The organism is Snodgrassella communis, from assembly GCF_914768045.1.
Taxonomy (GTDB): domain Bacteria; phylum Pseudomonadota; class Gammaproteobacteria; order Burkholderiales; family Neisseriaceae; genus Snodgrassella; species Snodgrassella communis.
Genome location: NZ_CAJZCD010000003.1, coordinates 170,391 through 184,496, shown reverse-complemented (window position 1 = coordinate 184,496; position 14,106 = coordinate 170,391). Strand labels below are relative to the sequence as shown.

The 14,106-nt window shown below is 43.3% G+C and carries 15 protein-coding genes, 1 pseudogene and 1 riboswitch; of the genes and pseudogenes, 4 read left to right on the top strand and 12 right to left on the bottom strand.

Annotated elements, in window-relative coordinates; all coding sequences use genetic code 11:
- Positions 1–2 precede the first annotated feature (2 nt).
- Positions 3–569, top strand: a complete 567-nt coding sequence (gene dcd, locus MJ761_RS05060; RefSeq protein WP_037408187.1) for a dCTP deaminase — start codon at positions 3–5, stop codon at positions 567–569.
- Between the two features lie 48 nt (positions 570–617).
- Here the strand turns inward: dcd and MJ761_RS05055 are convergent, their stop codons facing one another.
- The 4 genes and pseudogenes from MJ761_RS05055 to MJ761_RS05040 all read right to left on the bottom strand — a co-directional run bounded on the left by MJ761_RS05055 (position 618) and on the right by MJ761_RS05040 (position 4,207).
- The gene (locus tag MJ761_RS05055; protein ID WP_093092205.1) at positions 618–962 is read right to left on the bottom strand and encodes a DMT family protein; all 345 of its coding nucleotides are present in this window, start codon (positions 960–962) and stop codon (positions 618–620) included.
- Positions 963–1,278: 316 nt separating this feature from the next.
- Positions 1,279–2,088, bottom strand: a pseudogene (locus MJ761_RS05050) (aldo/keto reductase).
- A gap of 123 nt (positions 2,089–2,211) precedes the next feature.
- The gene (locus tag MJ761_RS05045; protein ID WP_093092203.1) at positions 2,212–3,354 is read right to left on the bottom strand and encodes an iron-containing alcohol dehydrogenase; all 1,143 of its coding nucleotides are present in this window, start codon (positions 3,352–3,354) and stop codon (positions 2,212–2,214) included.
- 34 nt (positions 3,355–3,388) lie between these two features.
- Positions 3,389–4,207, bottom strand: coding sequence for an SDR family oxidoreductase (locus MJ761_RS05040; protein WP_093092201.1), 819 nt, complete (start codon positions 4,205–4,207; stop codon positions 3,389–3,391).
- Between the two features lie 376 nt (positions 4,208–4,583).
- Between MJ761_RS05040 and MJ761_RS05035 the strand changes: the two genes are divergently transcribed.
- The gene (locus MJ761_RS05035) at positions 4,584–5,468 is read left to right on the top strand and encodes a LysR family transcriptional regulator (RefSeq protein ID WP_093092198.1); all 885 of its coding nucleotides are present in this window, start codon (positions 4,584–4,586) and stop codon (positions 5,466–5,468) included.
- A 318-nt stretch (positions 5,469–5,786) separates the two neighbouring features.
- Here MJ761_RS05035 and MJ761_RS05030 read toward each other — a convergent pair whose 3' ends face one another.
- The 5 genes from MJ761_RS05030 to MJ761_RS05010 form a co-directional block, all read right to left on the bottom strand.
- Positions 5,787–6,893 carry a methyltransferase gene (locus MJ761_RS05030; protein ID WP_093092196.1) on the bottom strand — a complete coding sequence of 369 codons (1,107 nt, stop codon included), beginning with the start codon at positions 6,891–6,893 and terminating at the stop codon, positions 5,787–5,789.
- A gap of 169 nt (positions 6,894–7,062) precedes the next feature.
- Entirely contained in the window at positions 7,063–7,755 is a 693-nt protein-coding gene (locus MJ761_RS05025; RefSeq protein WP_093092194.1) for a Bax inhibitor-1 family protein, read from the bottom strand.
- A gap of 226 nt (positions 7,756–7,981) precedes the next feature.
- Positions 7,982–8,596 (bottom strand): 7-carboxy-7-deazaguanine synthase QueE, encoded by a 615-nt coding sequence (locus MJ761_RS05020; protein WP_093092192.1) that lies wholly within the window; start codon positions 8,594–8,596, stop codon positions 7,982–7,984.
- Positions 8,593–9,021: a 6-carboxytetrahydropterin synthase QueD gene (queD, locus tag MJ761_RS05015; RefSeq protein WP_093092190.1), complete on the bottom strand. Its 429-nt coding sequence runs from the start codon at positions 9,019–9,021 to the stop codon at positions 8,593–8,595. Before queD ends, MJ761_RS05020 begins: the two co-directional genes overlap by 4 nt.
- Positions 9,022–9,107: 86 nt before the next feature.
- Positions 9,108–9,153: riboswitch (PreQ1 riboswitch) on the bottom strand.
- A 116-nt stretch (positions 9,154–9,269) separates the two neighbouring features.
- Positions 9,270–10,937 (bottom strand): ABC1 kinase family protein, encoded by a 1,668-nt coding sequence (locus MJ761_RS05010; RefSeq protein WP_093092188.1) that lies wholly within the window; start codon positions 10,935–10,937, stop codon positions 9,270–9,272.
- A 73-nt stretch (positions 10,938–11,010) separates the two neighbouring features.
- Between MJ761_RS05010 and MJ761_RS05005 the strand changes: the two genes are divergently transcribed.
- Together MJ761_RS05005 and MJ761_RS05000 are read left to right on the top strand one after the other, a co-directional pair.
- Positions 11,011–11,550: a C40 family peptidase gene (locus MJ761_RS05005; protein ID WP_093092186.1), complete on the top strand. Its 540-nt coding sequence runs from the start codon at positions 11,011–11,013 to the stop codon at positions 11,548–11,550.
- On the top strand, positions 11,550–11,765 hold the full coding sequence (locus MJ761_RS05000) for a hypothetical protein (protein ID WP_093092184.1): 216 nt from the start codon (positions 11,550–11,552) through the stop codon (positions 11,763–11,765). Before MJ761_RS05005 ends, MJ761_RS05000 begins: the two co-directional genes overlap by 1 nt.
- Before the next feature lie 296 nt (positions 11,766–12,061).
- Here the strand turns inward: MJ761_RS05000 and MJ761_RS04995 are convergent, their stop codons facing one another.
- The 3 genes from MJ761_RS04995 to MJ761_RS04985 all read right to left on the bottom strand — a co-directional run bounded on the left by MJ761_RS04995 (position 12,062) and on the right by MJ761_RS04985 (position 13,973).
- Positions 12,062–12,589 (bottom strand): hypothetical protein, encoded by a 528-nt coding sequence (locus MJ761_RS04995; protein ID WP_093092182.1) that lies wholly within the window; start codon positions 12,587–12,589, stop codon positions 12,062–12,064.
- 138 nt (positions 12,590–12,727) lie between these two features.
- Positions 12,728–13,354 (bottom strand): BON domain-containing protein, encoded by a 627-nt coding sequence (locus tag MJ761_RS04990; RefSeq protein WP_176715070.1) that lies wholly within the window; start codon positions 13,352–13,354, stop codon positions 12,728–12,730.
- Positions 13,355–13,385: 31 nt separating this feature from the next.
- A complete protein-coding gene (locus MJ761_RS04985; protein WP_093092180.1) occupies positions 13,386–13,973 on the bottom strand; it encodes a D-sedoheptulose-7-phosphate isomerase in 588 nt (195 codons plus the stop codon).
- Positions 13,974–14,106: the final 133 nt, after the last annotated feature.

The window sequence follows — 14,106 nt, the reverse complement described above, 5'->3', positions numbered from 1 at the left end:
TCATGAGTATTAAATCCGACAAATGGATACGCCGCATGAGCGAAGAGCATGGCATGATTGAACCGTTTGAACCAAATCAGATTAAACAGGTAAACGGTGAAAAAATCATTTCCTATGGTACTTCCAGCTACGGCTATGATATCCGTTGCGCACGCGAATTTAAAATTTTTACCAACATCAACAGCACCATAGTTGACCCGAAAAATTTTGATACACGTAATTTCGTTACCGTTGAAGACGATTTTTGCATTATTCCGCCGAACTCCTTTGCATTGGCACGTACCGTAGAATATTTCCGCATCCCGCGTAATGTTCTAACCGTGTGTCTGGGTAAATCTACCTATGCGCGTTGCGGTATTATCGTCAATGTTACTCCGTTCGAACCAGAATGGGAGGGATATGTGACACTAGAGTTTTCCAACACCACACCGCTGCCAGCAAAAATCTATGCCAACGAAGGTGTAGCACAAGTACTGTTTTTTGAAAGTGACGAAGAATGCGCCACTTCCTATAAAGACCGCGCTGGCAAATATATGGGGCAAACCGGAGTGACTTTGCCGAAAGCCTGATGGGTATTACCAGAAAAGGACGCAACAGCGTCCTTTTTCTTTAGCCAATTAGCGTTTGAAAGCAAAATACACCGCGCCAAGTATACAGCCAAAACTGAGCAGATAATTGAAGCGGAACTCATCTTTCAGATAAAGAACAGCAAACAGAGTAAACACCACCAGCGTCACTACTTCCTGAATAATTTTCAGCTGAAACGGCTTGATACCCCAATATGCCCCCAGATGATTGGCCGGCACAGCCAGACAATATTCAAATAAAGCCATTGCCCAGCTAATCAGAATAATTTGCCACAGTGGAAAACTATAGTTACTGGGTTTAATGTGCCAGTACCACGCAGTAGTCATTACCAGATTGGAAGCAGTGAGTAAGCCGATAACGATTAAGTAGGGCATATTAATATCAACAGTACAATTAAACAGATACCTTCAGTTGTAGCTGCCCTGAACATAAATATCAACCATTCTAGCTTAACTGCAACCAATATTTTTTGCAAAGATAAATAATCAATACGTTGTAATTTAGATTGTAATTAGCTCTCTTTAAAAGAGTACGGCATAAAAGTTGGAAGTTCTCTTTATTAACGCACAGAAGATTTAAACATGAATAGGATGACTGAGCATTAAATTGTATCTATATTAGATAGGTTACGCTAGTTCATATCATTTTTAGGTAGGTAGTTATATGTTGATAACTCAAATCCAATAAGAACTATTTCACCATGGACATAAACCACTCCACCGTTTTTGGATCCTGATGCGAGAAGAACAAGCTATGACTAGTATCTAGAGTAGCAATGAGCTTCATCTCTTGTTCTGAAAGGGTAAAGTTGAATACATCAAAGTTTTCTTTCATTCTGGCTTTTTGGGTGGATTTCGGAATGACAACAATACCATTTTGAATCAGAAAACGCAGTGCAACTTGCGTAACTGATTTTTGGTGTTTTTTGCCAGTTTCAATAAGTACTGGGTTTTGAAAAAAATTGTTTTTACCTTCGGCAAATGGTTCCCATGATATTATTTGTGTATTTAGCTTTTGCATCACTTCGCGCGCTACTTTTTGTTGTTGAAATACATGTGTTTCAACTTGATTCGCCGCTGGTTTTATATGAACAAAATGGTCTAAATCAATAAGGCGATCTGGATAAAAATTGCTAACGCCGATGGCTTTAGCCTTGCCTTGTTCGTAAGCTTCTTCCATTGCGTGATAAGCACCGTAGTAGTCATTAAATGGCTGGTGAATTAATAGTAAATCAATATAATCTGTTTTTAATTTGTGTAATGACTCTTATATTGATTGTTTGGCTTTGTCATAGTTAGTGTTGGTGATCCATATTTTTGTGGTAATAAATAGTTCTTGACGGGGAATGCTACATTTTTGTATGGCATTGCCAACCTGTTCTTCATTGCCATAAGCTTGCGCGGTATCAATTGCACGATAGCCAACAATAATTGCATCTAAGACACACTGCTCGCATTCTTCCGGATTTATTTGGTATACGCCATAACCAAGAATCGGCATTTTAATACCATTGTTCAATGTGATATATTGCATACACTCTCTCTTTTTTTAATCTATAACTATTTGATGTACTTTAAAAATTAATAACTATTTAAAATGAACGGTAAATCCATCTAACATTCATTATTTAGCCAAATTTAAAATAGTAGCAATGACCTGCTTGCTATAAATATTACTCATTTGCCAATCAATAGCGTTTTGTGCCGCATTGTCTACAATCAGTTTTAGATCCTGTTGGTTAATATTGAGTTGCTCAAGTGTGGTTGGTGTACCTATTTTGTTAAACCAGGCTCTTAATGCTTCAATACCTTGTTCAGCCGTTGATAAACCAAAAATCTCTTTAGAAAAACGTTGGAACTGTTTTGGATTACGATCGTGATACCAAGTCATCCAAGCTGGCATAACAACTGATAATCCAGCACCGTGTGGTACATCACAGATTGCACTCATTGCATGTTCGATCATATGGTTGGGGTAGCTAAAGCCAGCTGTACCTAGATAGGTTAAACCATTTAAAGCCAGTGTTGCCCAGGCAAATTCGCCACGTGCGTCTAAATCGGTAGGGTGTTGTAATAGTTGTTCGGTGGTGCGGATAACGGTTTTTATATTGGCTTCGATTTGCAAATTAATCAGTTCGGGTTGTATTGTTGCTGTGAGGTATCCTTCAATGGAGTGAGCAATGATATCGGCTGCCGAATATACTAGGTAATCCGCGCCTATGGTGGTTTGCAATTTAGGGTTGATTACTGAAACTTTGGGAAATAGGCTAAATCCATGAATTGGGTATTTTTGTTTAGTTTTTTCGTTTGTGATAACACCACCATTATTCATTTCGCTGCCTGTTGCTGCTAAGGTCATTATGTCGAATATGTTAAGTGCTTTTGTGACTTCAGTACCGGTAAAGAAATCCCATACATCTCTTTCATATAGGCTACCGGCTGCAATCGCTTTTGCACTGTCAAGGCATGAGCCGCCCCCGATGCTGAGTACGCTGTCAGCACCAAATTCTTTTGCGATGGCGATGCCTTCGCGAACTTTGGTTAAGACGGGATTACTTTTAATTTTGCTACATTCGGTGAATTGGATGTCGTTTTTACGCAGGCTGGTGGTTACGTCATTAAATAAACCAGATTGTTTGATGCGATCACTACCAAAGACAATTAATACTCTTTTGGCATCAAACTCCTTCATATAGCGACCCATGTTTTTTTCTTTATCGATACCAAATTCTATACGAGTTGGATTTTGAAAACTAAATTCATACATCGTGTTATTCCTTATACTAGACGTTTAATAAAAATTAGTTGGTTAGCTCCCACCAGAATTTTGCTGTGGCACCGCCATCAATTAACATATCACTACCAGTAATATAAGCTCCTTTTTCGGACATAATGAGTTCGGCTAGGTTGGCAATTTCATCTGGCGATCCACCACGACCTACGGGTAATTCTTTAAGCATTTTGCGGTAAAAATCTTTACGATCGCCATTGAGTTCTTCATTGGCTAAAGGTGTGTGGATAATACCTGCACTGATACAGTTTATTCTTGCACCACGATGCCCCCAGTTGACCGCTTCAGCCTGTACTCTTAAGGCATTTCCTCTTTTGGCCAGTTGATAAGCTTTTAAACTATCATTTACTTCTTTAATAAAAGGTAAATGGAGTAATGCTTCTGTGGGTGTTAAGGCTAGGGCTTTAGTTTGCTCCAATGTAAGCGGGTCTAAGCGATGTGATGATTGTGAACCAATGACTAAAGCCGAACTACCTTTTGCCATTACCCCACTAAATGCATCAAATAATAGAGCATTACCATATAAATCGACTTCAAATATTCGCTGTGCAGACGCTTGGGAGGGGGATACACCAGCCGTGTTGACTAAGCCCATGATTTTGCCTAATCCAGTGGCAGTCTCTACCAGTTTATTGACTGATTCTCGATTTGATACATCGCAAGCGATAGTATGGACATTAAATCCTGCATTACGCAGTTTTTGAGCTTGTTTTTCGGCTTGTTCAATTTTTAAATCGGCTAACAGCAGTACTTTACCTACTGCTATACGCCTGACAATTGCTATGCCTATTGCCCCAGATTCACTTAAAACGATAACTTCTTTTGACATCGTCGCTCTCCATTAATTTGTTATATCGCTAAGAATTAAACTCTGGCTCTACTTAAATTTCTACACGCGGAATATGCTGAATTTTTGATTAACTTACTAATTAAATTCGCCATACTACGCTAGATATTTGATTCTCTTGTGATGCGTTACTTTTATGTATTTGTTGATAGTTAATGTTGATTTAACATGATGATTTTTTGATAAAACAGGAACAGCGACTTTAGGTAAGCTGCTGCTGACATTAAGTATCAATGTATTTATCATTCAATTTATCTGTTGGATAAGGATAAATTTATTTTAGCGGGGGCTTCTGTTGAGATAAATGGGGAGGGTGTTTTATAGTGTAATGAATTAAATTCACTAATAAAATGTGATTATGTACAATCTTAATGAGTTAAGTTATTTTATTACTGTGGCACAGACCAGCAGTTTTGTAAAAGCAGGCCAATTGTTAGGCATTTCTTCATCGGCATTAAGTCATAGTATGCGAAAGCTGGAAACGCGGTTAAATTTGCGTTTATTTAATCGTAATACCCGTAGTGTGTCATTGACTGAAGCAGGAGAACAGTTATACCAAAAAATTTCTCCTTTGTTTGAGTCGATCAATCAAGAGGTGAACGCATTAAGCAATTTTATTAGTACGCCTTTAGGAACAATTAGGATTAATGCGCCCAGTATTGCTATAGAACACATTATCTATCCCAAAATACGTGATTTTTTACCTCGTTATCCGCAGATTAGGGTCGAAATTCAAGCCGATAATAGTTGGGCTGACATTGTTAAACAAGGTTTTGATATGGGATGTCGTTTAGGTGGTGATATTGCTAATGAGATGATTGCTGTAAAAATATCACCGCCTTTAAAGATGGCCTTAGTAGCAAGCCCTGAATATTTAATCGGGAAAGTGATACCAAAACAAATTAAAGAGTTAGATGAACATCGGTTAATTGGTATGAGGATATCCGCGCAGCATGGTACGGAATTGCCATGGGAGTTTACGCAAGCAGGAAAGACGATTAAATATCACCCTCATTCACAATTTATGATTAATAATCACTTGCGTAAGCAAGCAGCTTTAGATGGTTTAGGCATCACGTGGACTGCTCAAGCTGATGTTGAAAAGGAATTGGCATCGGGTGAATTAGTTGAGTTGTTAACTGAGTTTGCTATCACTTATGACTCTTTTTATCTTTACTATCCAAGTCGCAAAGGACATTCAAATGTGTTTAAGTTGATTATTGATACGTTGAGGTGTGATTGATGGGTTAGGGTAAATGTTGTTTTTATGGGTTTTTATTAGATTTTAGTCAAGATATTTGTTGCTTTTATAAGTTGTTTATTTTGCTATAACCAAGGTTAATATTGTTGCGGTACTATCCAGCTGTTGGCGATGTACCGGCAACTTTGATAATAGTTTTGAATATATTTAAGTGGTGTTTTGTTTCTCTGTTGTTGTACTGGTTAATAAGGGTGCGAATAATATGAATTTGGTATGTAAAAAAATTCTGTAATTGAGTTGCTGCAACTATTTTTTGTTTGGCTGATATTGGGTTGTGCACACACTGATGCAAATGGTTTTTTATTTGGCTGCCAGTTGCCACAGGGAGGTGATTTCGCGGTTACGGGCATAGGCGAGAGGGTGGTGCTGTTGGCGTGCTTTGGGGTGCTGAGGCTGAATATCGGTTTTGTGAATTAGCTTTAGTCCGGCGTTGCTTATCCATTCTGGTAATGCTTCTGCTGGGCGTAAACCCAGATGTTCGGCGATATCGGACATGATTAGCCATACTTGTCCATGTGGGGTAAGGTGGTTTTTGGCTTGGGTAAGAAATGTTTGTAACATTTGGTGTTCTGGGTCGTACAGTGCGGTTTCGATGTCGCTGCTTGGTTTGGCAGGTAGCCATGGCGGGTTACAGATGATGAGATCTGCGCGACCTGCGGGAAAAAGGTTGATATGCTGGATGTGAATTTGTTCGTTGAGTTTTAGGCGTTGTATATTTGCTTGGGCGCAGGCGATGGCGCGAGTGCTGTTGTCAGTAGCTGTGATATGGGGTATGCCGCGCTGTGCCAGTATGGCTGCCAGTACGCCGCTGCCGGTACCGATATCCCATGCGGTATGGCAGGGACTGGGTAGTTTGGCCTGAGCAACGAGTTCGAGATATTCTCCGCGTACCGGTGAAAAAACGCCATATGGAACGTGGATTTTTTTTCCGTTCAGTGCCGGAATGGCGACGCCGGCTTTATGCCATTCATGGGCGCCGATGTAGCCTAGTAGCAGATGCAGGGGTAAAAGCAGGGTGTGTTGATTGGGGCTGCCGAAAACGTCGTTAAGTGCGGCGGCAATATTGGGCGCACGGTTGTTTTTGAGCAGGCCATTGGGCTGGATTTCTATCAGTAGCTGCTGAAACAGTCGGCTGTGTTGTGCCTGTTGCAGACGGTGCTTGTGAAAATCGGTATGGGTGCGGGCTTTGCTGTGGACGCGCTTTTTGATGGCGGCCAGTAGTTGTTTGCCCTGATGGTAATCTCCGCGCCACAGTAGTGCTGTGTTCTGGCGCATGAGATGCAGTGCCTGTTCGGCGTTGATTTGGCTGATTGTCTGTATGTGGCTGGGTGCCGGATGGCGGCTGTCACCACACCAGATGCCATGCATGTTCTGGCCGTGTTCTGTCCAGTGAATGGTTTCGTTCATGTTAGTTGATTATGTAAAAGGTGGTGTCTATTATAAGAGAATGAGGTGTTAAATAGGGTGTATGGGTAAGGAGGTTGTTATGTGTGTTTGGCGATCATGGTTACGATTAAATAAAAAAACTGCCTGAATTTCTATTGGATTCAGGCAGTTTTTTGGTTGGTATGGATTGTTAACGATCATCCATAATAGACAGCAGGATGTGCACCAGGCTGACAAAGATGTTGTACAGGGAGATGAAGAGGGTTAATGCGGCGCTGGTTGCGCTGTCTTCACCACCAGCGATAACGGTGCGGATCTGCCACATAATCATCAGTGAGCTGAAGATAACAAAGCCGGCTGATATGGTTAATGACAGGGCTGGTATTTGCATGAACATGTTCAGAATCATGCCTATGATTAAGACAACTGCACCTATCAGCAAGAATTGGCCAAGGCCATTCATGCTGGATTTGGAACGGTGGGCAATGGTTGCCATGGTGAGGAATACACCAGCTGTCATCATGGCTGCCATGCCAACAATTTGGCTTCCGACAGAAGAGGACAGAGCAAATTGCAGCAAGGGGGAGATGAAAAATCCGATGCCGAAAGTAAATACCATCAGTAGACCAATGCCTACGTTATTGTAACGGTTTTTTTCAATGGCAAACATCAGGCCGTAAGCGAAGATGAAAAAGGCGACAGTGGGCAGCCATGAGTTGCTGAACAGGGAGTAGAAATTTATAGAGGCACCGGCGTAGGCACCGGCTGCACAAGGCAGGAATGATATGCCAAGCAAGGCATAGGCTTTACGCAGGACAGCTGTTTGCTGGCTTTCGCCTACTTGTCCCAAGTGGGTAAAATCGTAAGTATTGCGTGGTTGCATAAAAAGGATTCTCCTTAATTTTGTCAGTAAATAATTTCTCAGGTTGATTATATTGTAACAATTGTTGGTATAAATGCACAGTACGAATGCATTGCTACGATAAGATTATTGATTTTGGTTGTAATAAGTTGTGTTGCTTATGATATTTGGCTGATTTATGTTTTTTCAATGGTTTTGAATAATATGTATTTGAATTTTATAAGTTATTCAATATTGGCCAGTTTGTTTATTCAATATTGGCCAGTTTGTGGGTTTGGAGGCTGAGTAACCATTTGTTGTTGTACCGGTGCTGGTTGAGTTTGCCAAGTGTCTGTAGGGTGGTGAGGATGTTGAATTGGTTGTTTTGTTCGCATGGGGAGAGGAAGTAGTGTCTGGCCTGTATATGTTGTTCTATTTTCTGGCAGAAAGCGATGAATTCCGGATGGTCTTCAACGACGATGCGTACTTCATCAGCCCGATTCTGTGCCAGGAATGGATAGTGTTGGCGGTAGTGGAATTTCGGGCTTAAGGCGATGTAGTCGATATGTGGGTCTACGATGCCCAGTCCGTTGCTTTCAAGGGCGATATAGTAGTTTTTCTGTTTGAGTTTTTGTAAGAGTAAGGGAAGTTTTTTATGGATGGTGGGTTCGCCACCGGTAATGATGATGTTTTTACTCTGATACTGCTGGACGATGTCAAGAATGTGTTGCAGGGACATGCTTTGGTAGCGCATGAAGTCGGTATCGCACCACGGGCATTTGAGATTGCAGGCAGCCAGACGGATGAAAATGGCAGGCATGCCGGTATTGTAGCCTTCACCCTGTAATGATTCAAAAATTTCGACGATGTTAAACTGGGTCATGGTTTGGTATTCTGATATTCGCAATAGGAGGTGGGTGTTTCCCACAGGGTGATTTTGGATACTGGCAGATAGGCAGTCAATTGATTGAAAATGAAGCGGCTTATGCCTTCGGCGGTGGTGCGGCAAGGGAAAGCAAATACTTTACGCTGCATTTGTTTAAGCAGGGCAGCAATTTTGCGTTCGTTGTTATTGGTTTCGTCATACAGATAGGCGTGATCAAGCTGGCTGATGATGTGCTGGTTGATGATGGTTTTGATGTCTGCGAAGTCCATCACCATCTCTTTGCTGGAACCTTGTGGTTGCAGCGGGCTGCTGACTTCGACTATCAGGCGGTAGGTATGGCCGTGCAGGTTGTGACATTTGCCTTGATGGCCATCAAGCATGTGGCAGGCATCGAATTGAAATTCTTTAGCGATTTTGAACATATTTCCTCGGCTCTACTGGCTGATAAGATGGGGTTTGCAGGGTAAAAGAGGAAATATGGCTGTATGCAAATGATACATGTGTAGTAAGGCTCCTAGTTTTTTAGCGTGGGATGGATTGCGAACCACGTGGTTGTTTGGCTGTTAATAGCGCATGGTGCTGTTTGATGCCGCTGATTTTGTTTAAGTAGGTATTTTAATGGAATCCGCAGGTTTCTGACAGGGGGGCATGTTTGGTCGGTAAGTGTGATTCAGTGCCGTCCTGAACGCCAGATTGACCAGATTACCCACAGGCTGTTGCTGAAAGCCAGCAGGTAGCCAAGTAGTCCGAAAATTGGCAGATCAAATATTTTGGGACCGGCGTTGATACTCATGACTATGGACGAACCTATGATCAGTGCCGCAGTGACTATGCCCATGGTCAGGCGGTTGACAGCTTTGTCCAGCTGGTTGTTGAGTTTGTCGATGTGTTGAATATTGAGGCTGATAGGTAGCTGGCCGTGGTGGATGCGTTTGCTCAGGCGTAATAGGTTTTGCGGTAAGGTGTCTATTATCTGAGCTAATAAATGTAGCTGCATTTTGCTGTGGCGCCAGATGGTGTGTGTGTTAAAACGGTGACGCAATACGTTTTGGACGGTAGTCTGGGCATGGTTTAACAGTTCAAAGTCGCCATCTATCTGTTTGATGACGCCATCTAGGGTAATCAGACATTTGAACAGGATGATGAGGTCGGCAGGCAGGGTAAGGCCGTATTCGCGGACAATATGGGTGATGTCGTTGATGATCTGGCTGATACGCAGTTGGCTGCTGTTGAGCTGTTCATAGTTGAGCAGCATTTCCAGTACGGCACTACCAAGCTGATCTTCGTTGAGGGGTTCTCCCTGTGCCCAGTTGGACAGGACATATTGCAGGGCAAACTGGTCGCGTTCAAGCAGGGCGTGAATCAGGGTGATGATTTCCTGATGACGTTGCTGGCTGAGCCGGCCAATCAGTCCGAAGTCGATCAGGGTGATGCGACCATCATTTCGTACTAAAATGTTACCCGGATGCGGGTCGGCATGAAATAAGCCATGCTGTAATATCATGTCGAGTATGATGTCGACCAATGTGGCGGCGAGGTTATGCCGTTGTTGTTTGCTCCAGCTGCTGAGTGTAAGATTTTTAAGTAAAGTATCGTCAATATATTCTTGTATCAGTATTTGACGGTTAGAATATGTCGCATAAGTTTGGGGTATATGGATTTGCTGCTGTTGGTTGTAAATACGGGCGAAATGTTGCATATTGCGACGTTCGGCAGTCAGATCGGTTTCTTTTTCCAGTGAGCGGGCAAAATATTGCACCATTTGTACGGGATAGTAGCGTCTGGATTCGGGTATTTCCGATTCGAGTAGTTGTGCTATGTGGTTGAGAATGCGCAGGTCGGCTGTAACGGTTGATTCAATGCCCGGTCGCTTGACTTTAATGGCAACTTGTTCGCCACTAGTAAGTGTGGCACGGTGAACCTGTGCTATGGAGGCGCTGCCAATTGGTTGTGCTTCTATGTGACTGAAGATGGTGTCTAATGGCTGGCTTAGCTGAGCCTGTATGATGTCTCTAATGTCAGTTATGGGGAGGGGATGTGTGTTATTTTGTAGATGGGCAAATTCTTCTGTCCATTCTTCTCCGAAGACATCTGCACGGGTGGCCAGTATTTGTCCCAGTTTGATGAATGTTGGCCCGAGCTCTTCAAAAGCCAGACGAAATCGCCGTGGTGTACTCAGATAACGCTGATGCTGAGCTGATGGGTCAGAATGTTTGATCCGGCGTATCGGTAATTTGATACGAACAAGAAATTCACCGAGGCCGTGCTTGGCCAGAATAGTAAGAATTTCGCGCATACGCGCCCAATCGCTGATACGAGATGAATTGGGTGAAAACATATGATGATATCCCAGACAATGGCTGCTTACAGGATAGCAGAATTGTTTGATGAATAGATGGAATAATGTTGGCATGAAGTGGATTAAAAGATTAATGAAATCGGCAACGGTATGCCTGTGTGCCAATTTCATTTTGATTACGCCTGTGATGGCGGCGCCCGACGAGGGGCTGGATAATGCTGCACTGGAACGTTTGATTCGTGAGCGGACTGCTACGCCGGTTGTGCGCTCAGGTGATGACGCTAGTGATTTGATTATGAATGCGATGGGGCTGCTGGGTGTAGCCTATCATTTTGGTGGAAATTCTCCTACGAGCGGGTTAGATTGTAGTGGTTTTATGCAATATATTTTCCGGCGCAGTATGGGTGTTACATTGCCGCGTAGCTCGCGCCAGATGGCCACGGTAGGTGAATCAGTTAGCCGGACTAATTTGCAGCCGGGTGATCTGGTGTTCTTCAGTCCCGGTGGTGGCGGTATTTCGCATGTGGGGATGTTTATTGGTAATGGAAGGATGATTCATGCGCCGCGTACGGGAAAAAATATTGAAATTACCAGTATTGAACAGGGTTACTGGGCGCGTGCTTTTGTAACGGCGCGCAGGGTGAAACATTGATGAAGTCTTTACCTCCGATGCCTAAATGGGTGGATGATGCGGGTAATGTTGTCTCTTGCACTGAAAAAATTAAGGTGATGCAGCAGAATATGCAGGAGATTTATGAGCTGGCACAGGAAGCCTTTGAAGATGGGTTGCTGATGGGGTGTCAGGAACAGCAGTTGCGTGCTTATCTGACTGAGCTGATGGCAACGCTGGAAAACCCTTATCAATAATAAATATTGATAAGGGTCTGAATGGTTTCTGAGCTCAAGCTGGGGACTGCCTGACAATATTGGTATTGCAGCAGTTTTATCTGTGCTGAAGCGTTGTTGGATACAGTTGCACTGTGCAATTTGTGTTGTACTTTGCTGTGGGTTTTTGTTGTCTGTATTCGGATGGTTGAGGCGATTTTGCTATTTGTTCAGGTAAGCTGCCAGCCGGCTATGATTATTTGCATAATTAAGTTGGATGCAATTAATAATAACGCCCATCTTTGAGGATGGGCGTAGTTGTTTGTAGTAGTGTGTTTTTAAAACAGGTTATCTAATGGTTTGCCATTAGAACCATTGGCTGCCGGTTTTGGCTTTACTACTGGCGTTGGGGTGGCCGGTGTGAGCGGACTGCTGTCTTTGTTGTTGGTAGTTGTTACATTGGTTGGTACTAAAGGCTGTATTTCCTGTTCTTCTGGTGCTGCTGCTTTAGGTTTAGTACTGTCTTTGCTAGAAGTTTCTGCGATAGCTGGTGCAGAGGCGGTATTTATGTTTTCGCTGTCGGAAGCAGCGGTAACCGCTGGATTGGGAACAAATACTGGTGACTGGGTAGTGTTATTTGCACCTGCTGCGCCTGTTGGTGTGAGTACTTCGAAGCTGGTCTGGGAGGCATAATTGGTAGTTTCTTGTGGGGTATTCAGAACCTGCCAAGCGTGAAAAACAAACCAGACAACAAAGATGACCAGAATCAGAAACAGGCTTAGGAGAATTTTACTGAAGGTACTCAAACCAGTTTTGACCGCGCTTTTTTTATTTTTTGTTTCGGGTGCGGTGGGTTTAGTGCTCATGATTTTGTAATCCTTTAGGGATATGGTCTTGTATAAGACGGCTATTATACCCAAATTTTCGTTTATGCTAATCAGAGGCAGGCTATTTGCTGCTGCAACAGCATGAAGTGTATGACTTTATCGCAGTATGTCTGGATATCAGGGGTTTCCTGCGGTGCTGTTCGGGGTGTTTTCAAAGGTTTGGTACAGGGTAATTACTTTCTGTACGCCGGATGTTGTACTGATGGCTGCTGTGGCTGTCTGTTGTTCGGCAGGTGTCAATATGCCCATTACGTAGGTTACGCCATTGTAGGTAACTACTTTGATATGTTTCGGAAATACTCCTTTTGTGTGCAGCAGGTTAGAGCGGATTTTTGAGGTAACCCATGAGTCATCGGTTACATGATTGAATTTGCGGTTCTGGCTGGCAAGATCAATATAGTTATACACTTTCTGTGCCGCCGGCTGTGACCGGGCTACGCGTTCGACCAGATTTTTATCGTTTTCGTTGGCAACCTGTCCAAGCAGCAGGATTTGCCGGTTGTAGCTGATAACTGACAATGTGGGCTGGAATTTGCTTTGCTGTGCCTGACTGTTGAGATAGGACATGGCACCGTCAAGGATGCGAACTTCCATTATTTTGTCATCAGTTTGTGCGCCGGTTGAGCGCCTGTCGATGGCTGATAGTGTACCAACAGTGGCACCGCCAACTAGAACTGCCGGACACCCTGTTAGGGTAGTTGTTAGGCAAAGCCCCAATGTTAGGGCAGATAAGTATTTTTTCATGAGATACACCTGTGAATTGAGTTGTTGCTGGTTATAAACCATCCAGCAATAATTGGTCAATCTGTGCACATAGGGCATGAATGGTTACTTGATGTGCTTCCAGTACGCGCAGGGGATGATCACCGGGTATATTCAGCCAGAGGTCGTCATCGCGTAATAAGCTAGCTACTTCGCCACCGCTTCCGCCGGTGATGGCTAATACACGCATATCGCGCTCATGAGCGGTTTTGATGGCATTAACTAGATTGGTACTTTGACCATCTGCTGATAATACACAGAGCATATCATGCTGTTTGCCGAGTGCATGAATCTGTTTGGCAAACAGGTCGTTGGGTTCGCTGCTGGTTAATGCGCTGAGTACGGAGGGGTTATTGCATAGGGATAATGCAGCCAGTGCCATGCGCTCTTGTTGTAAGCGAGTAATCATGTAAGCTGCCAGTGTATTGGCTAAAGATGCATAGGCACCATTGCCGGCAATAAGCAGTTTGCCATCACTCATTAATGCCATCAGGATTCCCTGGGCAACTTCGACGATGGGTTCTGCCAGTAAATCTGCACATTCATTCAGTAGCTGGGCGCTATCGGCAAAATGTTGATGGATTGAGGTGGATTCTGTCATATAAATTAATGTGTTAATGGATGCGAATGCAGGCAATATGCCGGGTTTCAGGCAAGCTGGCTGCTGAAACAGTATCTGGACTGTGTATGGGCTCTGCTGTTATGCATTAACACTGGAATACCGAGACATCGTG